The organism is Hydrogenophaga sp. (genome assembly GCF_035481345.1).
Taxonomy (GTDB): domain Bacteria; phylum Pseudomonadota; class Gammaproteobacteria; order Burkholderiales; family Burkholderiaceae_C; genus Hydrogenophaga.
Genome location: NZ_DATIGV010000020.1, coordinates 1 through 25,820, shown reverse-complemented (window position 1 = coordinate 25,820; position 25,820 = coordinate 1). Strand labels below are relative to the sequence as shown.

25 protein-coding genes and 1 riboswitch are annotated in these 25,820 nt (G+C 70.9%); of the genes, 16 read left to right on the top strand and 9 right to left on the bottom strand.

The features are described 5' to 3' along the window. The first annotated feature begins 15 nt into the window (after nt 1-15). The 7 genes from VLG41_RS01510 (at nt 16) to VLG41_RS01480 (ending at nt 6,324) form a co-directional block, all read left to right on the top strand. Nucleotides 16-357, top strand: a complete 342-nt coding sequence (locus VLG41_RS01510; protein ID WP_325347635.1) for a zinc ribbon domain-containing protein — start codon at nt 16-18, stop codon at nt 355-357. A gap of 16 nt (nt 358-373) precedes the next feature. Then, nucleotides 374-1,414 carry an aliphatic amidase gene (locus tag VLG41_RS01505; protein ID WP_325347634.1) on the top strand — a complete coding sequence of 347 codons (1,041 nt, stop codon included), beginning with the start codon at nt 374-376 and terminating at the stop codon, nt 1,412-1,414. A 2-nt stretch (nt 1,415-1,416) separates the two neighbouring features. Beyond that, nucleotides 1,417-2,226 (top strand): CbbQ/NirQ/NorQ/GpvN family protein, encoded by an 810-nt coding sequence (locus tag VLG41_RS01500; RefSeq protein WP_325347633.1) that lies wholly within the window; start codon nt 1,417-1,419, stop codon nt 2,224-2,226. Further along, on the top strand, nt 2,226-3,896 hold the full coding sequence (locus VLG41_RS01495; RefSeq protein ID WP_325347632.1) for a VWA domain-containing protein: 1,671 nt from the start codon (nt 2,226-2,228) through the stop codon (nt 3,894-3,896). Before VLG41_RS01500 ends, VLG41_RS01495 begins: the two co-directional genes overlap by 1 nt. A gap of 94 nt (nt 3,897-3,990) precedes the next feature. After that, nucleotides 3,991-5,031 carry an RNA methyltransferase gene (locus VLG41_RS01490; protein ID WP_325347631.1) on the top strand — a complete coding sequence of 347 codons (1,041 nt, stop codon included), beginning with the start codon at nt 3,991-3,993 and terminating at the stop codon, nt 5,029-5,031. A gap of 49 nt (nt 5,032-5,080) precedes the next feature. After that, nucleotides 5,081-5,851: a hypothetical protein gene (locus tag VLG41_RS01485; RefSeq protein WP_325347630.1), complete on the top strand. Its 771-nt coding sequence runs from the start codon at nt 5,081-5,083 to the stop codon at nt 5,849-5,851. Nucleotides 5,852-5,859: 8 nt separating this feature from the next. After that, nucleotides 5,860-6,324, top strand: a complete 465-nt coding sequence (locus VLG41_RS01480; protein WP_325347629.1) for a hypothetical protein — start codon at nt 5,860-5,862, stop codon at nt 6,322-6,324. A gap of 18 nt (nt 6,325-6,342) precedes the next feature. Here the strand turns inward: VLG41_RS01480 and VLG41_RS01475 are convergent, their stop codons facing one another. The 5 genes from VLG41_RS01475 to VLG41_RS01455 all read right to left on the bottom strand — a co-directional run bounded on the left by VLG41_RS01475 (nt 6,343) and on the right by VLG41_RS01455 (nt 12,051). Beyond that, nucleotides 6,343-7,611 carry an FAD-dependent oxidoreductase gene (locus VLG41_RS01475; protein WP_325347628.1) on the bottom strand — a complete coding sequence of 423 codons (1,269 nt, stop codon included), beginning with the start codon at nt 7,609-7,611 and terminating at the stop codon, nt 6,343-6,345. 22 nt (nt 7,612-7,633) lie between these two features. Further along, on the bottom strand, nt 7,634-8,779 hold the full coding sequence (locus tag VLG41_RS01470; protein WP_325347627.1) for an acyl-CoA dehydrogenase family protein: 1,146 nt from the start codon (nt 8,777-8,779) through the stop codon (nt 7,634-7,636). 14 nt (nt 8,780-8,793) lie between these two features. After that, complete coding sequence (locus VLG41_RS01465; RefSeq protein WP_325347626.1) at nt 8,794-9,351, bottom strand: OsmC family protein; 558 nt, start codon at nt 9,349-9,351, stop codon at nt 8,794-8,796. Nucleotides 9,352-9,388: 37 nt separating this feature from the next. Then, nucleotides 9,389-10,276, bottom strand: coding sequence for a sulfurtransferase (locus VLG41_RS01460; RefSeq protein WP_325347625.1), 888 nt, complete (start codon nt 10,274-10,276; stop codon nt 9,389-9,391). A gap of 185 nt (nt 10,277-10,461) precedes the next feature. Next, complete coding sequence (locus tag VLG41_RS01455) at nt 10,462-12,051, bottom strand: sigma 54-interacting transcriptional regulator (RefSeq protein WP_325347624.1); 1,590 nt, start codon at nt 12,049-12,051, stop codon at nt 10,462-10,464. Between the two features lie 61 nt (nt 12,052-12,112). Continuing rightward, nucleotides 12,113-12,204: riboswitch (S-adenosyl-L-homocysteine riboswitch) on the top strand. A 74-nt stretch (nt 12,205-12,278) separates the two neighbouring features. Between VLG41_RS01455 and metH the strand changes: the two genes are divergently transcribed. Next, a complete protein-coding gene (gene metH, locus VLG41_RS01450; protein WP_325347623.1) occupies nt 12,279-14,975 on the top strand; it encodes a methionine synthase in 2,697 nt (898 codons plus the stop codon). 10 nt (nt 14,976-14,985) lie between these two features. On the opposite strand, the gene VLG41_RS01445 is transcribed toward metH, so the two are convergent. The 3 genes from VLG41_RS01445 to VLG41_RS01435 form a co-directional block, all read right to left on the bottom strand. After that, nucleotides 14,986-16,551 carry a hypothetical protein gene (locus VLG41_RS01445; protein ID WP_325347622.1) on the bottom strand — a complete coding sequence of 522 codons (1,566 nt, stop codon included), beginning with the start codon at nt 16,549-16,551 and terminating at the stop codon, nt 14,986-14,988. Nucleotides 16,552-16,684: 133 nt separating this feature from the next. After that, entirely contained in the window at nt 16,685-17,206 is a 522-nt protein-coding gene (locus tag VLG41_RS01440) for a cupin domain-containing protein (RefSeq protein WP_325347621.1), read from the bottom strand. 51 nt (nt 17,207-17,257) lie between these two features. Then, on the bottom strand, nt 17,258-18,784 hold the full coding sequence (locus VLG41_RS01435; protein ID WP_325347620.1) for a YifB family Mg chelatase-like AAA ATPase: 1,527 nt from the start codon (nt 18,782-18,784) through the stop codon (nt 17,258-17,260). 277 nt (nt 18,785-19,061) lie between these two features. Between VLG41_RS01435 and VLG41_RS01430 the strand changes: the two genes are divergently transcribed. From VLG41_RS01430 to VLG41_RS01400, 7 genes are all read left to right on the top strand, one after another. Beyond that, nucleotides 19,062-19,400 (top strand): P-II family nitrogen regulator, encoded by a 339-nt coding sequence (locus VLG41_RS01430; RefSeq protein ID WP_035621567.1) that lies wholly within the window; start codon nt 19,062-19,064, stop codon nt 19,398-19,400. Between the two features lie 36 nt (nt 19,401-19,436). Further along, nucleotides 19,437-20,834 (top strand): ammonium transporter, encoded by a 1,398-nt coding sequence (locus tag VLG41_RS01425; protein WP_325347619.1) that lies wholly within the window; start codon nt 19,437-19,439, stop codon nt 20,832-20,834. 158 nt (nt 20,835-20,992) lie between these two features. After that, on the top strand, nt 20,993-21,235 hold the full coding sequence (locus tag VLG41_RS01420) for a hypothetical protein (RefSeq protein WP_325347618.1): 243 nt from the start codon (nt 20,993-20,995) through the stop codon (nt 21,233-21,235). A gap of 80 nt (nt 21,236-21,315) precedes the next feature. After that, nucleotides 21,316-22,470: a glycolate oxidase subunit GlcE gene (gene glcE / locus VLG41_RS01415; RefSeq protein ID WP_325347617.1), complete on the top strand. Its 1,155-nt coding sequence runs from the start codon at nt 21,316-21,318 to the stop codon at nt 22,468-22,470. Nucleotides 22,471-22,560: 90 nt separating this feature from the next. After that, nucleotides 22,561-23,793 carry a glycolate oxidase subunit GlcF gene (glcF, locus tag VLG41_RS01410; RefSeq protein ID WP_325347616.1) on the top strand — a complete coding sequence of 411 codons (1,233 nt, stop codon included), beginning with the start codon at nt 22,561-22,563 and terminating at the stop codon, nt 23,791-23,793. Between the two features lie 6 nt (nt 23,794-23,799). Next, the gene (locus VLG41_RS01405; RefSeq protein ID WP_325347615.1) at nt 23,800-24,162 is read left to right on the top strand and encodes a CidA/LrgA family protein; all 363 of its coding nucleotides are present in this window, start codon (nt 23,800-23,802) and stop codon (nt 24,160-24,162) included. Continuing rightward, entirely contained in the window at nt 24,159-24,899 is a 741-nt protein-coding gene (locus tag VLG41_RS01400) for an LrgB family protein (protein ID WP_325347614.1), read from the top strand. Before VLG41_RS01405 ends, VLG41_RS01400 begins: the two co-directional genes overlap by 4 nt. Before the next feature lie 6 nt (nt 24,900-24,905). Here the strand turns inward: VLG41_RS01400 and VLG41_RS01395 are convergent, their stop codons facing one another. Beyond that, nucleotides 24,906-25,391, bottom strand: a complete 486-nt coding sequence (locus VLG41_RS01395) for a glutathione peroxidase (protein WP_325347613.1) — start codon at nt 25,389-25,391, stop codon at nt 24,906-24,908. A 172-nt stretch (nt 25,392-25,563) separates the two neighbouring features. Here VLG41_RS01395 and VLG41_RS01390 point away from each other — a divergent pair. Further along, the coding region (locus VLG41_RS01390) for a hypothetical protein (protein WP_325347612.1) at nt 25,564-25,820 on the top strand (257 nt) is incomplete at its 3' end.

The window sequence follows — 25,820 nt, the reverse complement described above, 5'->3', positions numbered from 1 at the left end:
CGCGCGGAGCCGCCCATGCCGACCTACGACTACGCCTGCCCGGCCTGCGGCGGCTTCGACGCCTACCGCTCGCTGAGCGAGCGCAACGATCCGGCCTTCTGCCCCGACTGCGGCACCGCCTCGCCGCGCGTGTTCGCCACCGCGCCGCGCCTGGCGCTCATGGACGGCGCCACGCGCACGGCCATGGGCATCAACGAGCGCGCGCGGCACGAGCCCCAACGATCGGGCGACTACGCGCGCCTGAAACACCCCGCGGGCTGCGGGTGTTGCAGCCCCGGGCGCAGCAAGGCCACGGTGACCGCACCGAATGGCGCAAAGGCGTTTCCCTCCAAGCGCCCCTGGATGATCAGCCACTGAACAAGGAACCCGAGCCATGATGCACGGTGACATTTCAAGCAGCGCCGACACCGTTGGCGTGGCCGTCGTCAACTACAAGATGCCGCGCCTGCACACCAAGGCCGAGGTGCTGGACAACGCGCGCAAGATCGCCGACATGGTGGTCGGCATGAAGCAGGGCCTGCCCGGCATGGACCTGGTGATCTTCCCGGAGTACAGCACGCACGGGATCATGTACGACGCCAAGGAGATGTACGAGACCGCGTCCACCGTGCCTGGCGCCGAGACCGAGATCTTTGCCGAGGCCTGCCGCAAGGCCAAGGTCTGGGGCGTGTTCTCGCTCACCGGCGAGCAGCACGAGGAGCACCCGTACAAGGCGCCCTACAACACGCTCATCCTGATGAACGACCAGGGCCAGATCGTGCAGAAGTACCGCAAGATCATGCCCTGGGTGCCCATCGAAGGCTGGTACCCCGGCAACTGCACCTACGTGAGCGAGGGCCCCAAGGGCCTGAAGGTGAGCCTCATCATCTGCGACGACGGCAACTACCCCGAGATCTGGCGCGACTGCGCCATGAAGGGCGCCGAACTCATCGTGCGCTGCCAGGGCTACATGTACCCCGCGAAAGACCAGCAGGTGCTGATGGCCAAGGCCATGGCCTGGGCCAACAACAGCTACGTGGCGGTGGCCAATGCCTCCGGCTGGGACGGCGTGTACAGCTACTTCGGCCACAGCGCCCTCATCGGCTTCGACGGCCGCACGCTCGGCGAATGCGGCGAGGAGGACTACGGCGTGCAGTACGCCGCGCTCTCGAAAAGCCTGATCCGCGACTTCCGCAAGAACGCGCAGAGCGAGAACCACCTGTTCAAGCTGCTGCACCGCGGCTACACGGGCATGATCAACTCGCGCGACGGCGACAAGGGGGTGGCCGCCTGCCCCTACGAGTTCTACGGCAAGTGGGTGAACGACCCCGAGGGCACGCAGAAAGCGGTCGAGGCCATCACGCGGCCCATGGTGGGCACGGAGGAGTGCCCGATCGAGGGCATCCCCAACCCGGCCACCGCGGGCCACCGCTGAGCGTGTCCCACGCCGATCCGCTGGCCGACTGGCGCCTCACCGAGGAGCCCTTCTACCAGCCGGTGGCTGAGGAGGTCGCGGCCTTCGAGGCCGCGCGCGCCGCGCGCCTGCCGGTGCTGCTCAAAGGACCCACGGGCTGCGGCAAGACGCGCTTCGTCGAGCACATGGCTTGGCGGCTCAAGCTGCCCTTGGTGACCGTGGCTTGCCACGAGGACCTGAGCGCGGGCGACCTGGCGGGCCGCTGGCTGCTCGACGGCGAGGGCACGCGCTGGATGGACGGGCCGCTGGCCCTGGCCGCGCGGCACGGCGCGCTGTGTTACCTCGACGAACTGATGGAGGCGCGCGCCGACACCACGGTGCTGCTGCACCCCCTGGCCGACACGCGCCGCGCCTTGCCGCTGGAGCGCCATGGCGAGCTGCTGCGCGCGCACCCCGATTTCCAGCTCGTGGTCAGCTACAACCCCGGTTACCAGGGCCTGCACCGCGAGCTCAAGCCCTCCACGCGCCAGCGCTTCGTGGCCCTGGGCTTCGACTACCCGGCGCCCGAGGCGGAGGCCGCCATCGTGGCGCGCGAAGGCGGTGTCGATGGCGCGCTCGCGACGCGCCTGGTGCAGCTCGCCATCCGCACGCGCCGCCTGCGTGAGGAGGGCCTGGACGAGGGCGCCTCCACGCGCATGCTGGTGCACGCCGCGCTGCTGCACCGCGCGGGCCTGCCGCTCCGCGCGGCCGCCATGCAGGCCATCGCCGACCCGCTGAGCGACGACCCGCAGCTCGCGCCCAGCCTGCGCGCGCTGGTGGGCGCGAGCTTCTGATGTCGCGCCCGGGTGCCGCGCCGCCCGACCTGCCGGGCCAGGTGCGCGCCCTGGCGCACGCGCTGTGGGGCGGGCAATGGCGCGTCGAGTGGCGCGGTGGCGCGAAGGACGCAGCGCAGCGCGCCGTGATCGTGGTCGGTCGCGATGGTGGCGGGCACCTCGGCGATGGCAACGACCACGGCGAGGCCGAGCGCGCGCACGACGCCGCGGCCGTGCTGCACCTGCCCGCCTGGGCCGAGCCCGCGCCGGACCTCAGCCTGGCCATCGCCGCGCACGCCGCAGCGCACCGGCGCTTCGGTGGTGAAGCGCAGGCGCGCGCGGGACTCAAGCCCGTGCAGCAGGCCCTGCTGGGTGTGCTGGAGGACGCGCGCGTGGAATGGCTCGCGGCCCAGGAGCTGCCCGGCCTGCGCGCCGTGTGGTGGTCCTTCCACACCGAGGCCGCCGCGCGCCAGGGCAGCGGCTTCGAGGACCTGCTCGCGCGCCTCGCGGCCAGCCTGCTGAACCCCGATCACGACGACCCGCACGCCTGGGTCGCCAAGGTGCGGCGGGAGTTCTTCGCGCCCGACGGCGGCCTCGCGCTCGACACACCGGCGCGCGTGCGAGAGGCCGCCTCGCGGCTCGGACACGACATCGGCCAGATGCGGCTGCCGTTCAACGCCCGCACCTACACCGTGTCCGCGCGCTACCGCGACGACAACAGCCACCTCTGGCGGCCCGATGACGAGCCGCCCCGCGACGAGGCCCCCCTGAACGCCGACGCCGCGCCGCCCAGCGACGACGCGCCGTCGGCCTCGCCCACACCGGTGGCGCTGGAACCCGACGCGATCTATCCCGAATGGGACCACCGCATCGCGCGTTACCGGCCCGGCTGGTGCCGCGTGTTCGGTGGCGATCCGCCCGCAGGGGAGGCCGCGCCGCCGCCGCGCGCCGAACGCCACCGCCTGCAACGCCGTCTTGCCCGCCTGAGCCTGCAGCGCCGCGCGGGCGGCGGGCGATGCGCCCAGGGCGAGGAGTTGCACCCCGCCGCGCTGGTGGAGGCGCGGCTCGACCGCCTCGCGGGCCGCACGCCCGAGGCGCGGGTCTACCGATCACCGCAACGCCCGGCGCCGCCGCTGGCGGTGCTGCTGCTGCTCGACGCCTCGGCCTCCACCGAGGGCGAGCCGCTCGCGCAACTGCAGCGCGGGGCCCTGGCCACGGTCCAGGCCCTGCGCGCGCTGGGTCACCGCTGCGCGCTGTGGGCTTTTTCGAGTCGGGGCCGCCACCGCATCGACATGCCTTGCCTGCGCCACTGGGACGAGCACGTGCTCGCGCGCCTGCCGGCTTTGCGGGGCGGCGGCTCCACGCGCATGGGCGCCGCGCTGCGCCACGCCCTGCACCTGAGCGCGCTCGACCAGCGCCGCCACCCGGGCCGCCGACGGCTGATCGTGCTGCTGAGCGACGGCGAGCCGCACGACGTGGACGTGCACGACCCAGCCTACCTCCCGGCCGACCTGCAACGCGCCGCACGCGAGGCCGAGGGGCGCGGCGTGGGCGTGCGCGCGCTGGTGCTGGCGCCTGGCGAGGCCGCCACGCTGGCGGCGGCGCTGGGGCGCGCCAGCGTGCGGATCTGCCGCTCGTCCGCGCAGTGGCCGGCGGCGCTGGCCGCCTTGCTCGCCGCGTCCCCGGGTTGAGCCACTGCGCCGCAGGCGCGACCACGCGAACGGCGCGGGTGCATGGGCCGACTCCGGCGCACATGGTCCGCCCCTGGGCGACAATCCCCGCCCCATGCAATTGCACGAACTGCGCCACCGCCTCACCGCCCTCGGGGCTGGGCCGCTGCATGCGCAGCGCGTGCTGCGCCACTGGGTGTACGCCCTGCCGCCCGAGGCCGGCCGGCGCAAGCCCGAGCACCACTTCCCCAAAGCCCTGTTCGAGGCCCTGCCCGCGCTGCGCGAGGCGCTCGCGGGCCTCGCGCGCCTGCAGGCCGAACATCCGGGTGAGGACGGCTCGGCCCGCCTGCTCGTGGCCCTGCGCGACGGCCAGACCGTGGAGAGCGTGCGCCTGCCGCGCGGCGGCCTGTGCGTGTCCACGCAGGTCGGTTGCGCCGTGGGCTGCGCCTTCTGCATGACCGGCACCGGCGGCCTGTTGCGCCAGCTCGGCAGCGCCGAGATCGTGGCCCAGGTGGCGCTGGCGCGCGCGGGCCGGCCGGTGAACAAGGTCGTCTTCATGGGCATGGGCGAACCCGCGCACAACCTCGAGGCGGTGCTCGAGGCCATCGAGCTGCTGGGCACCGTGGGCGGCATCGGCCACAAGAACCTCGTGTTCTCCACCGTCGGCGACGAACGCGCCTTCGAGGCCTTGCCGCGCGGCGCGGTCAAGCCCGCGCTGGCCTTGTCGCTGCACACCACCAAGGCCGGGCTGCGCGAGCAACTGCTGCCGCGCGCGCCGCGCCTCACGCCGCAGGACCTGGTGGAGCGCGCCGACGCCTACGCGCGCGCCACCGGCTACCCGGTGCAATACCAGTGGACCTTGCTCGACGGCGTGAACGACGGCGACGACGAAGTCGAGGGCATCGTGCGCCTGCTGGGCGGGCGCTACGGCGTGCTCAACCTCATTCCCTACAACGCCGTCGACGGCCTGCCGTTCCAGCGCCCCGCCTGGGAGAAGGCCGCCGACATCGCGCGCCGCCTGCACCGCCAGGGCATCCTCACCAAGCTGCGCCACTCGGCCGGGCAGGACGTGGACGCGGGCTGCGGGCAGCTGCGGGCGAGGTCGCTGGAGACGGGGGAGCGGGTGGTGGCGCTGCGGCGGCGGGCGGCTGCGTAGAACAAACAAACGGACGCTGGGTGAAGGGCAGTCCTACAATGCCCCGACCATGGAAGCACAGCGGATCACAGTGGCCTTGATCGACCGATCGGGTGGCTATGAAGCCAGTCCCGATCGGGTGCGCCTGTCCAGCTTGGTGGACTTTGCCGGCGACGTAGCCACTTTTTTGCGAGGTGACACGAAAGAGGTCGACCCGCAAGGTCTCGACGTGGCGATTCGCTCGGGGTCGCTGGCCATTGAAACGGTACCCATTGCTGCCCCCAAGCTGTTGAAGGACCTTCAGCACTTGGCGGCCAACGAGCGGCTCGACGCAGTTGACGCCAAGCGTCGCTCGGTGTTCGAAAGCTGGCAAAAGTTGGTGAAGAAGAATGCAGACCTCAGCTTCCGCATTTCAGCTCCTTTCTTGTCGCGCCCGATCGTCGTCAGCCGAGAGACGGATTTCCACGCGGACGACGCGGATCAATGGGTGCAGGTCGAACGTTATGTCCGAGGAGAGGTTCAGAACTTGGGTGGAACGGCCAAACCCAATGCCCACGTTCGCCTGCCCGATGGGTCAACGTTGTTGGTGACGGCCGAAAGGGACGCTCTGCGTGATGACACATCCAATCGCCTCTACAAGATTGCGATGTTGCGGATTCGAGCGGAATACAACGTTCTCACACGGGAGCTGCGCAACGCGCGCCTCGTCGAGTTCGTGGAGTACGCCCCTCGTGTGGATGAGGAAGAGTTGGCGCGCCTTAACAGGCGTGGCCAGGATGCCTGGAAGGACGTTGGCAACGCCACCGAATGGGTCGATCAGATCCGCGGGGGCGAGCATTGAACAGCGTCTTGCTCGACACCAGTTTTCTCATCAGTTTCAGCGACCCGTCCCGTCCGCATTACGCTGCGGCGGTGCAGTACTACAAGGAATGTGTGCACCGACAGGTGCCGATGTACCTGTCGACCGTCGCGGTGTCGGAGTTTCAGGTCCGCCAAGCCATCAACGACCTTCCCCTGCGCAGCTTCATCGTGCTGCCGTTCAACATCGATCACGCGATGGCGTGCGGCCTCTTGATTCGCCGGCTTCAGCGCGACCCGGATGACGACCGTGTCAGGGTGAAGGACGACTTCAAGTTGATCGCGCAGTGCGAATGCGAGGGCATCTCCCATTTGCTGAGCGAGGACCGGAGCACGCTGGCCAAGTACCTTGAGCGCGCTCAGGGCGTGTCGACCTCAGCGACAAAAGTTGTCCTTCTGCGCGAGGGTTTCGACACCGCCTGGTTCGACAACGGCCAGAGCAAGCTCTCGTTCTGACGCGTCGACTCCGCTCACTCAGTGCAGCGTGAGCGGCAGCGACGTCGTCTTCACCCGCACCACCGGCGCGCGCGGCACGTAGGGCGCGGGCTCGGCACCGCAGATGTCGGCCGCGATGGCGCGCGCCTGACGGGCGATGGGTTCGATGTAGCGGCTGGGCTGGCCGTCGATGGCGATGCAGTCGCCCAGCGCGTGGATGCGATCGACACTGGTGCGCAGGTTGTGTGGCGTCACGCGGATGCCGTTCTCCCAGTCCAGGCCCGCGCTGCGCGCCAGGCGCGTCGGCGTGTGCAGGCCGGCGGCCACGATCACCTCGTCGGCCGCGAAGCGCTGGCCATCGGCGGTGGTGAGGCGGTAGCGCCCACCCACGCGCTCCAGCGAGCGCACCTGCACGCCGCCCACGAAGCGGATGCTGAGGTCGCGCCAGGCGTCCAGCAGTTGTTCGCCCACGCCCAGGTCCTGCCAGCGCGCCAGCGGCTGTTCGCAGGTGTCGAGCAGGGTGACGCGGTGGCCGCCAATGGCCAGGTCGTTCGCGAGTTCGCTGCCGATCAGGCCCGCGCCGACGATGAGCAGCTCGCGCGGCGCATCACCCAGACGGGCTCGCAGGCGCTGGTAGGCGGCCAGGTGGTTCACGCGCCAGCACAGCTCGGGCGCCAGGCCCTCGGGCAGTCGCGCCGTGGCGCCGTGCGCCAGCACCAGGTGCGCGTAGCGCAGGTTGCCGCGGGTGGTGCGCAGGGTGTGGGTGTCGGCGCAGATGCGGATCGCGTCGGTGTGCGCGAGCAGGCGCACGCCCAGGCGCGCGGCGGCGTCGGCGCCGCGCTCGCGCACCAGCGCGCCGTCGGCCAGGCCGCGCGCCATGGCCACGGACAGCAGCGGCTTGTCGTAGACGTCGCCCGCGCACTGGCTCACCAGGGTGATGGGGAGCGTGGGATTCAGGGCGCGCAGGGCCTCGGCCGTCTGCCAGCCCGCGCGGCCCGCGCCCACGATGACCACGCCCGCCTCGCCGCCGCGCGTGGCCACGGCCACACCCGGGTCGCTGCGCGCGCGCAAAGCCTCCATGTCGGGCGCGTCGTAGAGGCGAAAGTCGGCCTTCGTCACGCCGCACAGCGGGCAGGCCCAGTCCTCGGGGATGTCCTCGTAGCGCGTACCGGCTGGCAGGCCGCCATCGGGGTCGCCCAGGGCCTCGTCGTAGACGTAGCCGCAGGCCTCGCACAGGTACTGGCGGTACGGCGCCAGCGCGCGCGCGGCTTGCGCGATCGGAGTCGTGGGCAGTGTCGGCGCGCTCATTGGACTTCCCTCCGTGCTGCGCTCATGCGGGCAATGCCTCCGCACTCAGGCGCGCGATTTCCTTGCGCAGGTGCTTGATGGCCGGCGTGACGATGGCCACGAAGTGCGACTCGCGCACGCGGCGCTGCACCTCGCTGCTCATGAGGTAGCCGCGCGCGCCCTGGTGCAGCAGGGCCGACTGCGCCGCGCGCAGCGAGAGTTCGGCGCCGTGGGCACGCGCGTCGAGCACGTCGATGAAGAAATCCACCGAGGGGTCGAAGGGCGTCTCGGCCAGGCGCATCACGCGCTCCGTGAGCGCGTCCAGTTCGGCCTGCAGGGCGGCGGGCCGGTCCTCCAGGAACTGGTTGACGTGGCCGAGTGGGTCCTCCACCGCCCACATGCTGTCGATGGCGCCCTGCGTGACGCCCACCGCCATGCCGCACTGGAGCAGCACGAAGGCGCCGCGGATGCGCGCGATGAAGGGCTTGGCGGGGTCGGCCATGATCTCGCCCGCGCCGATGAAGTGATCCTTCAGCCGCAGCCCGAAGGTGCCCGTGCCCTCCATGCCGCTGAAGCTGGGGCACTCGCGCATCTCCACGCCGTCGGCGTCGCAGCGCAAGAGGAACATCACCTCGCGCACCACCTCGCCTTGTTCATTCACCACGCCGGCCAGCGCGCCGCAGGCGTGGCCCGGGCCCAGGTTGCTGACCCAGGGCAGGGTGCCGCTGACGCGGTAGCCGCCCTCGACCGGCACCGCCTTGAGCAGCAGGCCCTCGATCTGCGCGTAGTTCTTCATGGGGTTGGACATGGCCGTGCCGCCCAGCGAGGCGCCGCTGGCGTGCGCCATGAGCGCCTCGCCCATGAGGGCCGGGTTGCCCGAGGCCTGCATGTACAGGCCGCACACGGCCTGGCACCACACCATGAAGCCGGTGGCGCCGCAGACGCGCGAGACCTCGGCCATGGCCCGCAGCGCGAGCCGGTAGTCGCCGCGGCCCGCGGGCGCGTCCAGGTGGGCGCTCATGGCGCCCAGGGCGGCCAGTTGCTGCAACTCGGCGCGTGGGTAGTAGCCCTCGCGGTCGATCGCCTCCGCCACGCGGGCCAAGGGACCGTGCGCGACCTCGCGCACGGCGGCCAGCACCGCCTCGGGGGAATCGAGCCGCAGGTCGCGGGGGATGTCGGCGAGGTCCATGCGCGGCTCCGGCCTCAGGCCATCGAGATCTCGAAGGGGATCGGGTTGCGCATGCTGTTGGCCACCGGCGAGTAGTAATTGGCGTGCTGCACGATCTCGTCCAGCACCTCGCGCGGCGCGTCGCCTTCCACCAGCACCTTCACGCGGATGGCCTGGAAGCCCATCTCGGGCGGCGTCTTCTCCAGCGCGCCACCCGCGCCCCAGGCCGCGGGGTTGCCGATGTCGCCTTCGAGGAAGACCTCCAGCTTGCTGAGCTTCACGCCTTTCCAGGTGGCCACGGCCGTCACGCCCACGGCGATGCAGCCGCCCAGGCCCGACAGCACGATCTCGCCGGGCGCGGGCGCGGTGTCCTGCCCGAACAGGTGCAGCGGCTCGTCGACCACCACCGGCGTGTGCTGGCCTACGGTGCTCAGCGAGCGGTACTGGCCCTCCATCACGGTGTGGACCTTGTTGGTGCCGCGCGAGCCGGGATTGGCCTTGCCCTTGGCGGCAAAGGCGGCGAGGCCGGCGGCGTCGATGGGGCGCAGCCAGGCCTTGACGGTGGTGGGCTCGGCGGTGTCGGTACTGGACATGGATGTCTCCGGGGACAGGGTTGAACAATCGGAAGGCTCAGGCGGCCAGGGCCAGCGGCGCGGTCGTCGCGGCCTTGATCGGCAGGCCGGTCTCGATGGGCAGCGCGGGGTCGCGCGACCATTCGTTCCAGGAGCCGAAGTACATGCGCACGTCGGCGAAGCCGGCCTGCTTGAGCGCGAGGAAGGTGTTGGAGGCGCGCGCGCCCTTGAAGCAGTAGAGGTAGATGCTGTCCTCGGTGCCCACGCCCACGGTGGCCAGTTCGGCCTTCACCTCGTCGGGCGTCTTGAACACCGGGCCCTGGGGCGAGGGCTTCATGAAGCGGTACCACTCCACCCATTTCGCGCCGGGCAGGCGGCCCTTGCGCGGCGCGAAGTCCTTGCCATAGGGGCTGGAGCTCTCGCCGATCCACTCGTCCACGTCGCGCACGTCCAGCAGCACGGTGTCGGTGCCCAGGGCCTTTTCAACGTCGGCCTGCGTGAGCATCACGTCGGCCATGGGCAGTTCGGGGAAGGTGGCGGGCGAGGGCGTGGCGGCCTCGGTGGAGATGGGCAGGCCGGCGGCCTTCCAGGCGCTGAAGCCGCCGTTGAGCACCTTGATCTTCGGGTAGCCCAGCCAGGTGAGCAGGTAGTAGCCGCGGCAGGACTGGCCGTAGCCGCTGTTCATGGCGTCTTCGTAGAACACCGCGGTTTCCCGGCCGGAGAGGCCGACCGCGCCGAGCGCGCTGGCGAAGGTGTCCTTGAGCGCCTCCAGGCCTTCGGGGGTGGAGGTGGCCAGGTAGGTGAACACCTCGCGCAGGTTCACCGCGCCGGGGATGTGGCCCGCCGCGTAGGCCTCGGGGTCCCGTGTGTCGATGAGGACCACGGGTTCGCTGGCTTGCAGGGCTTGCAGTTGCTCAGGGGCGATCAGGGTGGCGTCGATGTTCATGGAGACCTCGCGAAGTGGAAGGGCCGGCGGGATGTACCGGACCTGCTTTTCGCAACGGTCGTGCCAGGGCCTTGAAGCAGACGAATATCGAATCAAATCAACGGCTTGCTGTGCAACGGGGGCCTGAACGCCGAGGCCCGCCACCGCCACTGTGTCGACACTTTGTCGACACAGTGCAAGTCCGTTCAGCGCAGTTGCGCCTTGCGCAGCCGGTAGCTGAACTGGCGCAGCGTGAGCCCCAGGCTCTGTGCCGCGCGGGTCTGGTTGCCCTGGTGGCGCTCCAGGGCCTCGCGCAGGGCCTGCGCGCTGTGCGATTGCGCGCTCTGGTACTCGCGCACCAGTGGCGCGGCCTCGGCGATCGGCGACGGCGGTGCCACGGCCGCGCGCTCGCGCTCCGGCATGAAGCGGCGCAGCGCGGCCGCGTCCACCAGCGTGCCCTCGGCCAGCAGCACCACGCGCTCGATCAGGTTGCCCAGCTCACGGATGTTGCCGGGCCAGTCGTGTGCCTCCAGCGCGGCCAGGGCGTCGGCCGCCAGGTGCACGTTGCGCTGGTGCGCCTGGTTGGCACGGCTGAGGAAGTGCAGGGCGATGGCACGCACGTCCTCGCGCCGCTCGCGCAGGCTGGGCAGGCGGATGGGCACCACGTTGAGCCGGTAGTACAGGTCCTGGCGGAAGCGCCCGGCCTGCACGTCGCGCGCCAGGTCGCGGTGGGTGGCCGCCACCAGGCGCACATCCACGCGCTGCTCGCGCGTGCCACCCAGGCGCACCAGGGTGCCCTCCTGCAGGGTGCGCAGCAGCTTGCTCTGCATCGAGATCGGCAGCTCGCCGATCTCGTCGAGGAAGAGGGTGCCGCCGTGCGCCCGCTCGAACCAGCCCGCGCGCGCGCCGGCCGCGCCGGTGAAGGCGCCGCGCTCGTGGCCGAACAGCTCCGACTCGAACAGCGACTCGGGGATGGCCGCGCAGTTGACCTTGATGAAGGGCTGGTCGTGGCGCGGGCTGGCCAGGTGCACGGCGCGCGCGAACAGCTCCTTGCCCGAGCCCGATTCGCCCAGCAGCAGCACCGTGGCCTGCGATTGCGAGACCCGCTCCAGCTCGGCCAGGGCCTGCAGCAGCGCGTTCGAACGACCGATAAGCCCGTAGCGCGCGCTGGCGCTGTCCAGTGCGCGCTCCAGGGCCGCGTTGCGCGCCTGCAGCTGGCGCGTCTGCTCGGCCACGAGCTGTTCCAGCTCCAGCAACTGGCCGGTCAGCGTGGCCAGGATGCGCAGCAGCGCGAGGTCGTCGTTGAGGTGGCGCTGGCGGCTGCGGATGCGGTGGCAGGCCAGCACGCCCACGGTGGCGCCGCGCACCGCCACGGGCAGGGCGATGAAGGCCACGGTCTGCGGCGGCAGTTGCGCGCGCCGCACGGCGCGGAACAGGAACAGGGGCTCGGCGTCCACGTCCTGCACGATGGCGGGCAGGCCGCTGGCCAGCACGCGGCCGGTGATGCCTTCGCCCCAGCGGTAGGTGCCGCGCGCGGTCTCGGCCTTGGTCAGGCCGTAGGCGTGGCGGATCGAGGCCTGGCGCTGGCCGCCGGGCGCGGGTTCATCGTCCACCAGCACCAGGCGGCCACGGTTGAGGCCCAGCAGCTCGCTCATCAGGTGCAGCATCTCGCGGAACACCTCGGCCGGCGCCAGGCTGCGGCCGACCAGGGCCATCACCTGGCGCATCAGCAGCAGTTCCTGGGCGCGCCAGTCGGTGGGGGTCTCTTGTGTGCGCTTGTTCGCGTCGGCGGGCATGGCGTGGGGGAAAGCAAGCATCGCACCAGTGGCCGGCGCGGGTGGCCCGTTAAAATCGCCGCCTCTCAAGGAGCGTTGCAGCGGCCAGTCCCCACGGGACCCGGGTCGTCAGGCTTGAGTGGGCTCAACCGGCCCCAACGACGCTCACCAGCCCGGTGTCTTCGCAAACAACCCTGGTGAGCCGCATGTCCTCCGAGACTTCTCCCGCTTCTTCTGCCGTCCGCCCCATGCTCCTGTCGGGCCTGGAGCCGCTTGCCATCGGCGAAGGCAGCCTGTTCGTCAACGTCGGCGAGCGCACCAACGTCACCGGCTCCAAGGCCTTCGCGCGCATGATCCTCGAAGGCCGCTTCGAGGACGCGCTGGCCGTGGCGCGCCAGCAGGTGGAGAACGGCGCGCAGATCGTGGACGTGAATATGGACGAGGCCATGCTCGACAGCGAGGCCGCCATGGTGCGCTTCCTCAACCTCATGGCCGGCGAACCCGACATCGCGCGCGTGCCGGTGATGGTCGACAGCTCCAAGTGGAGCGTCATCGAAGCCGGCCTGCGCTGCCTGCAGGGCAAGGGCGTGGTGAACTCGATCTCGATGAAGGAAGGCGTGGAGGAGTTCAAGCGCCAGGCGGGGCTCATCAAGCGCTACGGCGCGGCCACGGTGGTGATGGCCTTCGACGAGACGGGCCAGGCCGACACCTACCAGCGCAAGATCGAGATCTGCGAGCGCGCCTACCGCATCCTGGTGGACGAGGTGGGCTTCCCGCCCGAGGACATCGTCTTCGACCCCAACATCTTCGCCATCGCCACCGGCATCGAGGAACACAACAACTACGCGGTCGATTTCATCGAGGCCACGCGCTGGATCAAGCAGCACCTGCCGGGCGCCAAGGTTTCGGGCGGTGTGAGCAACGTCAGCTTCTCCTTCCGCGGCAACGACCCGGTGCGCGAGGCCATCCACACCGTGTTCCTGTACCACGCCATCAAGGCCGGCATGGACATGGGCATCGTCAACGCCGGCATGGTGGGCGTGTACGACGAGCTGGAGCCCACGCTGCGCGAGCGCGTGGAGGACGTGGTGCTGAACCGCCGCCCCGACGCGGCCGAGCGCCTGCTCGAGATCGCCGAAAGCGCCAAGGGCGCGGCCAAGGACGATTCGCAGAAGAACGCCTGGCGCGAGCTGCCGGTGCGCGAGCGCCTGTCGCACGCGCTGGTGCGCGGCATCACCGACCACATCGTGGCCGACACGGAAGAGGTGTGGCGCGAGATCGAGGCCGGCGGCGGGCGCCCGCTCAACGTGATCGAAGGCCCGCTCATGGACGGCATGAACATCGTGGGCGACCTGTTCGGCCAGGGCAAGATGTTCCTGCCGCAGGTGGTGAAAAGCGCGCGCGTGATGAAGCAGGCCGTGGCCCACCTGCTGCCCTACATCGAGGAAGAGAAGAAGCGCCTGGAGGCCGCTGGCGGCGACGTGCGCAGCAAGGGCAAGATCGTCATCGCCACGGTCAAGGGCGACGTGCACGACATCGGCAAGAACATCGTCACCGTCGTGCTCCAGTGCAACAACTACGAGGTGGTGAACATGGGTGTGATGGTCCCGTGCCACGAGATCCTGGCCAAGGCCAAGGTCGAGGGCGCGGACATCGTGGGCCTGTCGGGCCTGATCACGCCCAGCCTGGAAGAGATGCAGTACGTGGCCAGCGAGATGCAGAAGGACGAGCACTTCCGCGTCCGCAAGATCCCGCTGCTGATCGGCGGCGCCACCACCAGCCGCGTGCACACCGCGGTGAAGATCGCGCCGCACTACGAAGGGCCCGTGGTCTACGTGCCCGACGCCTCGCGCAGCGTGAGCGTGGCGCAGGGCCTGCTGTCGGAGCAGGCGGCGGCCTACATCGCCGAGGTGAATGCCGACTACGAGCGCGTGCGCCACCAGCACGCCAACAAGAAGCAGGTGCCGCTGTGGCCGCTGGCGAAGGCGCGCGCCAACCGCACGCCCATCGAGTGGGGCGGCTACACCCCGCCGGCGCCCAAGTTCATCGGCCGGCGTGTCTTCAGGAACGTGGACTTGGCCGAGCTCGCGAAATTCATCGACTGGGGCCCGTTCTTCCAGACCTGGGACCTGGCCGGCCCCTTCCCGGAGATCCTCAAGGACGAGGTGGTGGGCGAGGAGGCGCGCCGCGTGTTCAGCGACGGCAAGCGCATGCTCCAGCGCCTCATCGACGGGCGCTGGCTCACGGCCAATGCGGTCATCGGCCTGTACCCGGCCAACTGCGTGAATGAGGACGACATCGCGCTCTACGCCGATGAGTCGCGCGAGCGCCCGGTGCTGGTGTGGCACGGCCTGCGCCAGCAGACGGAGAAGCAGGAGATCGATGGCGTGATGCGCCCCAGCCGCTGCCTCGCCGACTTCGTGGCGCCGCAGGGCGTGGCGAAAGACTACGTGGGCCTGTTCGCGGTGACGGCCGGGCTGGGCGTCGAGAAGAAGGAAAAGCAGTTCCTCGACGACCTCGACGACTACTCGGCCATCATGTTCAAGGCCCTGGCCGACCGCCTGGCCGAGGCCCTGGCTGAGCAGATGCACCAGCGCGTGCGCACCGACCTCTGGGGCTACGCGGCGGACGAGGCGCTGAGCAACGAGGACCTGATCAAGGAGAAGTACCAGGGCATCCGGCCCGCGCCGGGCTATCCGGCCTGCCCGGACCACACCGTCAAGCGCGGCCTGTTCGATCTGCTGCAGGCCGAGGAGATCGGCATGGGTTTGACCGAGAGCCTGGCCATGTCACCGGCGGCCAGCGTGAGCGGCTTCTACCTGAGCCACCCGCAGAGCACCTACTTCAACGTCGGCCGGATCGGCGAGGACCAGCTCGACGACCTGGCCGAGCGCAGCCGCGTGGCGCGCGAGGAACTGCAGCGCTGGCTGGCACCGAACCTCTGAATCAGGGCGCTCAGGGCGCGTCGAACACCAGCACCCGGTTGCCGCCATGCCCGTCCAGGGTGACCACGAGGTACTTGCCGTGCAGCAGCACGCCGACAGGGCCTGAGGCGGTGCGCGCCGAGGGGAAGGGGTCGTCCACGCCATCCTGGTCGCTGTCGTTGTAGGCGTCGAGGCTGAAGTTGCTTTGCCCCAGCACCTTGTCGGCTGGCTGGAAGCTGGCGGTGGGAAAGCGGTCCCAGATCAGCACGCGGTTGTTGTCGTAGTCGGCCACCACGAGCTGCACGCCGTTCGAGTGCACCGACCAGGGCGTGTTGAAGGTGCGGGCCGAGGGTGTGTCGTCGCGCGTCCCGTCCTGGTCGTCGTCGTTTTCCTGGTTGTGAACGAAGTCGGACTGCCCCAGCACCACGTCGGCCGGCTGGAAGTGGCTGGTGGGAAAGCGGTTCCAGATCAGCACCCGGCTGTTGCCCCCGTCGCTGATCACCAGGCGCTGGCCATCGGTCCAGACGTCGCTGGGTTCGCGCAGCGTGCGTGCCGAGGCCTGGGTGTTGGAGAAGCCGTCCTGGTCGTCGTCGTTGTCGGCGCAGCGCTCGAACGTGGATTGCCCGATCACCAGGTCGGCCGGGGTGCCATTGGCCGTGGGCACCTGGTTCCAGATCAGCACGCGGTGGTGGCTCTCGTCGGCGACCAGCAGCTTGCCATCGGGCGAGAACGCCACGTGGACGCCGGAGGCGAGCGTGCGCGCATCGCAACTGGCCGCGCGCATGGTGAAGTCGGCCTGGCCGATCACCACGTCGGCGGGCGCGCCGGAGGCCGTCGGCAGGGTGTTCCACAGCAGCACGCGGTGGTTGATGCGCTCGGCCACCGCCAGCCGCGTGCCCAGGGTCGCCACATTGGACGGGTTGTCCATGCCTGAGCGGGTGGTCTGCGCCACGTTCTGGGCGAAGTCGACCTGGCCCAGCACCAGATCGGCCGCCGCGTTGGCGGTGGGCAGTGGCGGGGTGTGGCGCAGCACCCGGTTGTTCTTCATGTCGGCCACGAAGAACTCGCCATTCGGGCCGACGGCGACCCTGCCGGAAGGGTCGTTCAGCGTTTGCGCGCTGGGGGATCCCCCGGCATTGTCGTCATCGCTTGAAAAATCAGGCTGCCCGATCACGGCGCTGGCGGCCTGGAAGGACAGCAAGGGCAGGGTCACCTCGTAGGAGGCCTCGGCGGTGAGCGCCTGCCCGTTCGTGTCGTTCGCGCTGAACCGCAGCGGGCCTTGTCCCAGCCAGCCGCTCGGCGGCGGGCTCAGGGTGAGCGTGTCGTTGGCCTGCGCCGACGAGGACCAGGACGCCGTGGCCTGGCGGGCGAAGTCGCTGTCCAGCGCGAGGCTGCCCGGGTCCATCGCGGTGCTGAACCGCGCCACGATGGGCGTGCCAGCGGGCAGCTCCGCCCGGTCGGCCGGTTCCAGCGAGTACGTGGTTGACGCGGGCGTCGGGGCCGTAACCACCGGGGACGTGACGGCCGGTGCCGACGGCGCGTTCGCCTGGCCGCCACCGCAGCCTCCCAGCAGCGGGGTGGCGGCCATCAGGGTCATCAGGAGGCATGAACGAAACAAGGGCATGGAGGTGTCTTGAATTAACCGAAAGGCATTAATGAAAACGGGCGGCCTCGCCGCGTCAATGCCTCGGAAATCAAGCTGGCCTCACGGGCCGCCCAGCGGTTCGGGTTCAGGTCTGGGGAAACACCAGGCGCCTCAGATCGGGCCGCAACCGCTGCAGCGCGGCCAAAGCAGGCGGTTCGTCGCGCAGGAAGCCGAAGTCCGCGAAATCGAAGCCGGGGCCGACCGTCGCGCCGCACAAGGCGAAGTCCGCGTCCAGGGGTTCGGCCGCCTGCCACCAGCCGGCCGGCACGGTGTGGCGGGGCGCCTGGTTCGCGGCGGCAGTGCCCAGCGTGAGCCCGTGCAGGGCGTCCAGCGAGGGCGGCATCAGCCACAGGCGAAGCGGCCCGCCCTCCACCAGGTGCCAGACCTCGTCGCTGCCGACGCGGTGCCAGGCGCTGAACTGGCCGCGCACCAGCAGGAAGTCGATCGTCGTCAAGGCGCTGCGCGGCGGGCGGCCATCGCCGGGCCGCACCGGGTGCGGCGAGCGGAACGTCTCGCGGTACCAGCCGCCTTCGGGGTGCGCTTGCAGGCCGAGCCAGCGCACCAGGTCGGCGGCGCGGCCATCGGGCAGGGGATTGGAAGAGGTCATCGATGGGCGTTGCGTGTCGTGTTCGGGTCGGGGGCGACTTCAGCGGCATTCTCAGCCCGCGCCCAGCACCCGCCGGTACTGCACCGCCTCGGCCACGTCGGCCGCGCTCACGCGTTCGCGCCCGGCCAGGTCGGCGATGGTGCGTGCCACGCGCAGCGCGCGGTGCGTGCCACGCCCGCTCCAGGCCAGGCGCACGGCGGCGGCGTGCAGGAACTTCAGCGCCGCCGGCTCGGCGCGGGCGTGTTCGTCCAGCGCGTTGCCTGTCAGCGTGCGATTGGGCAGACCCTGGCGCTGCAGCGCGCGCTCGCGCGCCACCACCACGCGCTCGCGCACCTGGGCGCTGCGTTCGCCGCTGGGGCCTTTCAGCAGTTGATCACTGGGCAGCGCGGGCACTTCCACCTGCAGGTCGATGCGGTCGAGCAGGGGGCCGCTGAGGCGGCCCTGGTAGCGCCGCACCTGATCGGGTGTGCAGCGGCAGGCGCGCACAGGGTGGCCCAGGTAGCCACAGGGGCAGGGGTTCATGGCGGCCACGAGCTGGAAGCGCGCGGGGAATTCGGTCTGGTGGGCCGCGCGCGAGACGCGGATCTGCCCCGTCTCCAGCGGTTCGCGCAGCGCCTCCAGCGCGTGCTTCGGAAACTCCGGCAGCTCGTCGAGGAACAACACGCCCTGGTGGGCGAGCGATATCTCGCCCGGCCGCGGCGGCGAGCCGCCGCCCACCAGGGCCACGGCCGAGGCGCTGTGGTGCGGCGCGCAGAACGGGCGCTGGCCCCAGCGCGAGGGCTCGAAGCGCCCCGCCAGCGAGGCCACGGCCGCCGCCTGCAGGGCTTCGTCGGTGGCCATGGGCGGCAGCAGCCCGCCCAGGCGCTGCGCGAGCATGGACTTGCCTGCACCCGGCGGGCCCACCATCAGCAGGCTGTGCTCGCCGGCGGCGGCGATCTCCAGCGCGCGCCGCGCGCCGGCCTGGCCCTTCACGTCGGCCAGGTCGGGGCCGTCGTGGCGCAGCGTGGGCAGGCGCGGCTCCAGCCGCGCCCAGCCCGCGTCGTCCTGCGTGGTCGGTTGCTCGCGGCGCAGGCGGGCCACCACGTCGATCAGGTGCCGTGCGCGCACCACGTGGGCGTCGGGTACCTGGGCGGCCTCCTCGGCGCTGCCGGGGGGCAGCACCAGCGCGCGGACGCCACCCTCGTGCCCCAGGGCCAGTGCCATGGCCAGCGCGCCGCGCACCGGGCGCAACTCGCCGCCCAGGGACAGCTCGCCGGCGAATACCCAGCGCGCCAGCGGCTCGGCGTCGATCTGCCCGCTGGCCGCCAGGATGCCCAGCGCGATGGGCAGGTCGAAGCGGCCCGAGTCCTTGGGCAGGTCGGCCGGCGCCAGGTTCACGGTGATGCGCTGGCTGTTCGGAAACTCCAGCCCGCTGTTGGCGATGGCCGCGCGCACCCGCTCGCGCGCCTCCTTCACCTCGGTGTCGGCCAGCCCCACCAGCGTGAAGCTGGGCAGGCCGTTGGCCAGGTGGACCTCCACGCTCACGGGCCGGGCGGCCAGCCCCTGCAGCGCGCGGCTGTGCACGTGTGCCAGCGCCATGCGGTTTCTCCCTGATTCGGTGCGCGGCCGCCGACGGCGGCCATGGGGCCGGCGATTCTGCGGTGGCGCCACGGGCGACACGGGTGGGGGTGTCGGCATCCCCCGCGTCCCCGAAGTGGCGCAACAGGCACTGATTTGGTGCTATCGATCCCGGCCACGGTGCCTGCGCAACCGCAGGGCCTCATCCTGGTGCCACCCGAGGCCCGAACGGCGCGCCCGGTTGGCACACAAGCTGCTAAGGCTGAGACCGGATCAACCAACCCTGGAGGGGATCGTCGTGAAAATGGTTTCAGCCGTCATCAAGCCGTTCAAGCTGGACGAAGTGCGCGAGGCACTGTCTGGCGTGGGCGTGCAAGGCATCACCGTCACCGAGGTCAAAGGCTTCGGTCGGCAGAAGGGGCACACCGAGCTCTATCGCGGTGCGGAGTACGTGGTCGACTTCCTGCCCAAGGTCAAGATCGAAGCGGCCGTCGCGGACGAGCTGGTCGAGCGCGTCATCGAGGCGATCGAAGGTGCGGCGCGCACCGGAAAGATCGGCGACGGAAAGATCTTCGTCTCCCCCCTCGAGCAAGTGGTCCGCATCCGCACCGGCGAAACCGGCAACGAGGCGATCTGACCCGGCCATCCCCTGAACCCCAACCGAGCAATCCAAATGAAGAAATTCCTGGCTTCCCTGTTGCTGGGCCTCGGCCTGGCGATCGGCGGTGGCGCAGCCATCGCACAGACGACCACCGAGGCCCCCCCGGCCGCCGCCGCGCCCGCGGCTGAAGCACCCGCCGCCGCCGCTGCGCCGGCCGCCGCCGAAGAGGCACCGAAGGAGACCGTCGACAAGGGCGACGTCGCCTGGATGATGCTGTCCACCATCCTGGTGCTGCTGATGGTCGTGCCGGGCCTGGCGCTGTTCTACGGCGGCCTGGTGCGCAGCAAGAACATGCTGTCCGTGCTGATGCAGGTGATGGTGGTGTTCTCGCTCATCTCCGTGCTGTGGGCCGTCTACGGCTACAGCCTGGCGTTCGGTGGCGAGGGCCTGATCATCGGCAGCCTCGACAAGCTGTTCCTGATGGGCGTGAGCGCCGATTCGCTGGCCGCCACCTTCACCCCCGGGGTGATGATTCCCGAGTACATCTTCATCGCCTTCCAGTGCACCTTCGCGGGCATCACCTGCGCGCTGATCGTGGGCTCCTTCGCCGAACGCATCAAGTTCGGTTCCGTGTTGCTGTTCTCGGCCCTGTGGTTCACCTTCAGCTACCTGCCGATCGCCCACATGGTCTGGGGCGCGGGCGGTTACCTGTTCGACAAGGGCGCGCTGGACTTCGCCGGCGGTACCGTGGTGCACATCAACGCCGGTGTGGCCGGCCTGGTCGGCGCCTACGTGCTGGGCAAGCGCATCGGCTACGGCAAGGAAGCGCTGACGCCGCACAGCCTGACGCTGACCATGGTGGGCGCCTCGCTGCTGTGGGTGGGCTGGTTCGGCTTCAACGCCGGCTCCAACCTGGAAGCCACGGGCGGTGCGGGCCTGGCCTTCATCAACACCCTGTTCGCCACCGCCGCCGCGGTGCTGGCCTGGTGCATCGGTGAAGCGCTGAGCAAGGGCAAGGCCTCCATGCTGGGCGCCGCCTCGGGCGCCGTCGCCGGCCTCGTGGCCATCACCCCGGCCTGCGGCACGGTGGGTCCCATGGGCGCCATCGTCATCGGTCTGGTGGCCGGTTTCCTGTGCCTGTGGGGCGTCAACGGCCTCAAGAAGATGCTCGGCGCGGACGACTCGCTGGACGTGTTCGGCGTGCACGGCGTGGGCGGCATCGTCGGCGCCTTGCTGACCGGCGTGTTCTCGGCCGGTACGCTCGGCGGCGTCAAGGGCGACGACTTCTCCATCGGCAGCCAGCTGCTCATCCAGGCCGAAGGCGTGATCATCACGATCGTCTGGTCCGCTGTCGTGGCCTTCATCTGCTACAAGATCGTGGACATGGTGATGGGTCTGCGCGTGAGCGAAGAAGCCGAGCGCGAAGGCCTGGACATCACCTCGCACGGCGAGACGGCCTACCACCGCTGATTGACTCCAGGGGGACATCCCGTTCGCGAACGGGGTGCTTCCCGACTCCGGCCCGAGGCCCGACAGGTCCTCGGGCTTTTTTTTGTCCGTACCCCGGGGGGCAGGGGCTGCGCCCAGGCCCTAGCATCGCCGCCCGCATCAGCAACCGGAGAGGGCGCATGGGTTTGAAGATCGTTCGCGGCGTGGCATTGGCGGTGGTCTTGCTGGGCGCAGGCCATGCCTTTGCGGCCAAGGCCGCCAAGGCCGAAGCCCCTGCACCATCGGAGCGGCGCCTGCCCGGCAAGGTGAGCTTCCACAAGGCGCCGTCGGAAGAAAGCCGGGCCGAACGCGCCCAGCGGCTCAAACGCGAGTGCAAGGGCCGGCCCGATGCGGGGGCCTGCCTCGGGTACGCCTCGCGCTGAGCCGGGTCGCTGGCGGCATTGCAGCCGGGCGTGCAAAAAATTCAAGGCCTGCGCGGTGAGCGGCCGCTACCATCGCCGCCATGTCCGCGCCCCACGCCGCGCCGTCCGCAGAGCCGGCCTTCGTTCCCGCCAGCGACCACCCCCAGGCACTCATCGACCGGGTGCGCAGCGCCGTGGCTGCGCGCACGCCGCTGCGCCTGGTGGGCGGCGGCACCAAGGCCTTCGTGCACGCGCCCGTGGCGGGGGATCCGCTCGATCTGCGCGCCCACAGCGGCATCCTGAGCCACGAACCCAGCGAGCTCGTGGTCACCGTGCGCGCGGGCACGCCGCTGGCGGACGTCGAAGCCGCCTTGGCCGAACACGGCCAGTGCCTGCCCTTCGAGCCGCCGCGCTTCGGCGCGGGCGGCACGGTCGGCGGGGCCGTGGCCTCGGGCCTGGCCGGGCCCGCGCGCGCCAGCGTGGGCGGCGCGCGCGACTACGTGCTCGGCGCGCGCCTCATCAACGGCCGGGGCGAACTGCTCACCTTCGGTGGCCAGGTCATGAAGAACGTGGCCGGGTACGACGTGAGCCGCGCGCTCGCGGGCAGTTGGGGCGCCCTGGGCGTCGTCACCGAGCTCAGCCTCAAGGTGCTGCCCGTGGCGCCGGCCGAGGCCACGCTGGTGTTCGAGGTCGATCAGTTCAACGCGCTGGAACGCCTGCACCGCTGGGGCGGGCAGCCGCTGCCCATCAACGCCAGCCGCTGGCTGGGCGAGGCCGCGGGCCCGGGGCGGCTGCACCTGCGGCTGCGCGGTGCTGTCGCCGCCGTCGAGGCCGCGTGCGTGCGCCTGCTGGGCGAAGCGCCGGGCGTGCGCCTCGACCCGCTTGAAGCCGCCGCCGGCTGGACCGCCGGCCGCGACCAGCAACTGCCGTTCTTCACCGCGCCGCCATCGCCCGCGCACGGCCTGTGGCGCGTCTCCGTTCCTCAGACCGCCGAGCCGCTGCTCGCGGCCTGGCCGCAGCTCATCGAATGGCAGGGCGCGCAGCGCTGGCTCTGGGCGCCCGCGGACGCGGCCGATGCCATCCGCACCGCGGCGCGCGCGGCCGGTGGCCACGCGCACCTGTTCCGCGCCCCGGCCGTGGGCGACGGCGGCGTGCCGCGCGCGGACGCGCCCAGCCCCGCGTTGGGCGCCGTCATGCAGCGCCTGCGCGAGGCCTTCGACCCGCACGGCATCTTCCAGGCGCCCGCTCTCTTCTGACCCCATGGACCCCCACGCGCATCACTTCATGTATTTGCTGCCCTCCAAGGGGGCGCAGACCGCCCTTGGGGCGGCCCGGCGGGCGGTCTGATGCAGACCCAGCTCGCCCCCGAGTTCCAGGGCACCGCGCACGGCCGCGAGGCCGAGGCCATCCTGCGCAAGTGCGTGCACTGCGGCTTCTGCACCGCCACCTGCCCCACCTACCAGTTGCTGGGCGACGAACTCGACGGCCCGCGCGGGCGCATCTACCTCATCAAGCAGGTGCTGGAAGGCGCCACGCCCACGCGCAAGACGCAGGTGCACCTGGACCGCTGCCTCACCTGCCGCAACTGCGAAAGCACCTGCCCCAGCGGCGTGCAGTACGGGCACCTGGTGGACATCGGGCGCGCCGTCGTCGAGCAGAAGGTGCCGCGCCCCACGGGCGAGCGTGCCGTGCGCTGGCTGCTCAAGGAAGGCCTGACCTCGCCACTGTTCGCTCCCGCGATGAAGCTGGGCCAGGCGGTGCGCGGCCTGTTGCCGGCGGCCCTCAAGGCCAAGGTGCCCGCACCGCAAGCGGCGGGCGTTTGGCCCAAGCGTTCGCATTCGCGCCAGGTGCTCCTGCTCGCGGGCTGCGTGCAGCCGGCCATGGCGCCCAACATCAACACCGCCACCGCGCGCGTGCTCGACGCGGCCGGCATCCAGACGATCGTGGCCCCCGAGGCCGGTTGCTGCGGCGCGGTGAAGTTCCACCTCAACGACCACGGCGGCGGCCTCGCGCAGATGCGCGCCAACGTCGACGCCTGGTGGCCTTTCGTGGAGCGTGGCGCCGAGGCCATCGTCATGAACGCGTCGGGCTGCGGCGTGATGGTGAAGGACTACGGCCACGCACTGCGCGACGACCCCGTCTACGCCGAGAAGGCCGCGCGCATCAGCGCCCTCACGCGCGACCTGTCGGAGCTGCTGCCCGAGCTGGTGCCCGCGCTCAAGCCCAAGCTCGCGCGCGTGCCCGATGCGCAGCGCGTGGTGGCCTACCACCCGCCCTGCACCCAGCAGCACGGGCAGCAACTGCGCGGTGGCGTGGAGCGCGGCCTGAGCGAGCTCGGCTTCACCGTGCAGCTCGCGCGCAATGAGGCGCACCTGTGCTGCGGCTCGGCTGGCACCTACTCGGTGCTCGAACCCGAGATCGCTTATGAGCTGCGCGACCGCAAGCTCGGCCACCTCGGCGAGCTCAAGCCTGCCGTGATTGCCAGCGCCAACATCGGCTGCATCACGCACCTGCAGAGCGGCACCGGCACGCCCGTGCGGCACTGGGTCGAACTGCTGGACGACGCGCTGCGCGCCTGAGCCCGCATGATCCCCGCGCTGGCCACCCTGCTCGTGTTCCAGCTGCTGGGCGAGGTGACCGTGCTCGCCACCGCCGCGCCGGTGCCCGGGCCGGTGGTGGGCCTGGCCCTGCTGCTGGCCACGCTGGCGCTGCGCCCGGCCTGGCTCGATGCCATCAAGCCCACCGCGCAGGGCCTGCTGCAGCACCTCTCGCTGCTGTTCGTGCCGGCCGGCGTGGGCGTCATGCAGCACCTGCAGCGCCTGGGCGACGAGGCGCTGGCCATCGGCGTGGCGCTGGTGGTGAGCACGCTGGCGGGTCTGGCCGTGTCGGCCTGGACGATGGTCTGGCTGATGCGCTGGCAAGCGCGCCGCGAAGGCCAGTCGCCATGAACGCCGAGGCGCCCCGCCACCTCATCGACATCTGGGTCTACCTCGCGGCCACGCCGCTGCTGGGCCTCACGCTCACGCTCCTCGTCTACCACGCGGCCTTCGTGCTGTACCGGCGCAGCGGCTTTCACCCGCTGGCCAACCCGGTGCCGCCCACCGTGCTGGTGCTGGCCACGCTGCTGTGGGCCACGGGCACGCCCTACGCCACCTACTTCGAGGGCGCGCAGTTCGTGCACTTCCTGCTCGGCCCCGTCACCGTGGCGCTGGCGGTGCCGCTGTTCGAGCAACTGCACCGGCTGCGCCGCCTGGCGCTGCCGCTGCTCGCCGCTCTGGTGGCCGGTGCCCTGGCGGCGGCCGCCACCGCCGTCGTGGTGGCCTGGGCGCTGGGGGCCTCGCCCGCCACCATGGCCTCGCTGGCGCCCAAGTCGGTCACCATGCCGGTGGCCATGGGCATCAGCGAAAAGATCGGCGGCCTGCCCTCGCTCACCGCCGTGCTCGTCATGGCCACGGGCGTGCTCGGGGCGGTGGGTGGGCGCTTCCTCTTTGATGCGCTGCGCATCCAGGAACCGGCGGTTCGCGGCTTCGCGCTGGGCACCATCGCGCACGGCATCGGCACCGCGCGGGCGTTTCAGGAGAGCGAGGAGGCCGGCGCCTTCGCGGGGCTGGCAATGGGGCTGAGTGCCTTGCTCAACGCGCTGGTGCTGCCGTCCCTGGCAGCGGCAATGCTGCGCTATCTGTAGCGCGACTCAAGCCACCAGCGCCGCCTCGATGTCCCCCGCCAGCTTGGCCGGCGCGTCCTGCGGCGCGTAGCGCTTGAGCACCTGCCCGTCCTTGCCCACCAGGAACTTGGTGAAGTTCCACTTGATGGCCTTGCTGCCCAGCAGGCCCGGCGCCTCGGCGGTGAGCCAGCGGTACAGCGGGTGCGCGTCGCCGCCATTGACGTCGATCTTGCTCATCATGGGAAAGCTCACGCCGTAGTTGAGCTGACAGAAACCGGCGATCTCCTCATTGCTGCCCGGGTCCTGCGAACCGAACTGGTTGCAGGGAAACCCCAGCACCGCCAGGCCGCGCGGGCCGTAGGCCTTGTGCAGCTCCTCCAGCCCGGCGAACTGCGGCGTGAAGCCGCAGGCGCTGGCGGTGTTGACGATGAGCAGCACCTGGCCCTTGTAGTGGCTCAGGGGCACGGGCTGGCCGTTGATGGACAAGGCTTCGAAGTCGTAGACGCTGGGCATGAAGGGGCTCCTGAACGTGTGGCCGGGCGGGCGCGCAGTGTCTGGCGCGCGACAGAATCTTCACATGGCGGCCCGAGCGGCGGCGCATTCCCCACCCAAAACCCCGGCGGCACGCCATACTGCGCCGGCCCCCAAAGGGTTTCAAAATGTGTCGTGGGGCGTGGAGCGGGTAATGGAGGCTGCCTACACCGTGGCACTCGTGGGCTTCGCCCAGCACGAGAGCGCCACCTTCGAATCGTTCTTCCGGCTCGCCGCGCGGCGGCCACCGGCCTATCGGGTGCAGGAGGAGGTGCTCGATGCGCAGTTGCTGCTCGTGAACGCCGACAACGCGCAGGCCGTGGCCCTGGTGCGCGACGCCACCTTGCCCGGGCGGGTGCTGCTCATCGGCGCGCACGATGGCGGCACCGGCTGGCCGGTGGAGCGCAAGCC

Coding starts and splice junctions, on each gene's coding strand:
- glcE (WP_325347617.1), top strand. CDS start 21,316: ATGTCCGCGCCCCACGCCGCGCCGTCCGCAGAGCCGGCCTTCGTTCCC.
- VLG41_RS01470 (WP_325347627.1), bottom strand. CDS start 8,779: ATGGACCTCGCCGACATCCCCCGCGACCTGCGGCTCGATTCCCCCGAG.
- glcF (WP_325347616.1), top strand. CDS start 22,561: ATGCAGACCCAGCTCGCCCCCGAGTTCCAGGGCACCGCGCACGGCCGC.
- VLG41_RS01485 (WP_325347630.1), top strand. CDS start 5,081: ATGGAAGCACAGCGGATCACAGTGGCCTTGATCGACCGATCGGGTGGC.
- VLG41_RS01455 (WP_325347624.1), bottom strand. CDS start 12,051: ATGCCCGCCGACGCGAACAAGCGCACACAAGAGACCCCCACCGACTGG.
- VLG41_RS01395 (WP_325347613.1), bottom strand. CDS start 25,391: ATGCCCAGCGTCTACGACTTCGAAGCCTTGTCCATCAACGGCCAGCCC.
- VLG41_RS01460 (WP_325347625.1), bottom strand. CDS start 10,276: ATGAACATCGACGCCACCCTGATCGCCCCTGAGCAACTGCAAGCCCTG.
- VLG41_RS01400 (WP_325347614.1), top strand. CDS start 24,159: ATGAACGCCGAGGCGCCCCGCCACCTCATCGACATCTGGGTCTACCTC.
- VLG41_RS01435 (WP_325347620.1), bottom strand. CDS start 18,784: ATGGCGCTGGCACACGTGCACAGCCGCGCGCTGCAGGGGCTGGCCGCC.
- VLG41_RS01405 (WP_325347615.1), top strand. CDS start 23,800: ATGATCCCCGCGCTGGCCACCCTGCTCGTGTTCCAGCTGCTGGGCGAG.
- VLG41_RS01510 (WP_325347635.1), top strand. CDS start 16: ATGCCGACCTACGACTACGCCTGCCCGGCCTGCGGCGGCTTCGACGCC.
- VLG41_RS01505 (WP_325347634.1), top strand. CDS start 374: ATGATGCACGGTGACATTTCAAGCAGCGCCGACACCGTTGGCGTGGCC.
- VLG41_RS01465 (WP_325347626.1), bottom strand. CDS start 9,351: ATGTCCAGTACCGACACCGCCGAGCCCACCACCGTCAAGGCCTGGCTG.
- VLG41_RS01475 (WP_325347628.1), bottom strand. CDS start 7,611: ATGAGCGCGCCGACACTGCCCACGACTCCGATCGCGCAAGCCGCGCGC.
- VLG41_RS01495 (WP_325347632.1), top strand. CDS start 2,226: ATGTCGCGCCCGGGTGCCGCGCCGCCCGACCTGCCGGGCCAGGTGCGC.
- metH (WP_325347623.1), top strand. CDS start 12,279: ATGCTCCTGTCGGGCCTGGAGCCGCTTGCCATCGGCGAAGGCAGCCTG.
- VLG41_RS01490 (WP_325347631.1), top strand. CDS start 3,991: ATGCAATTGCACGAACTGCGCCACCGCCTCACCGCCCTCGGGGCTGGG.
- VLG41_RS01445 (WP_325347622.1), bottom strand. CDS start 16,551: ATGACCCTGATGGCCGCCACCCCGCTGCTGGGAGGCTGCGGTGGCGGC.
- VLG41_RS01440 (WP_325347621.1), bottom strand. CDS start 17,206: ATGACCTCTTCCAATCCCCTGCCCGATGGCCGCGCCGCCGACCTGGTG.
- VLG41_RS01425 (WP_325347619.1), top strand. CDS start 19,437: ATGAAGAAATTCCTGGCTTCCCTGTTGCTGGGCCTCGGCCTGGCGATC.
- VLG41_RS01420 (WP_325347618.1), top strand. CDS start 20,993: ATGGGTTTGAAGATCGTTCGCGGCGTGGCATTGGCGGTGGTCTTGCTG.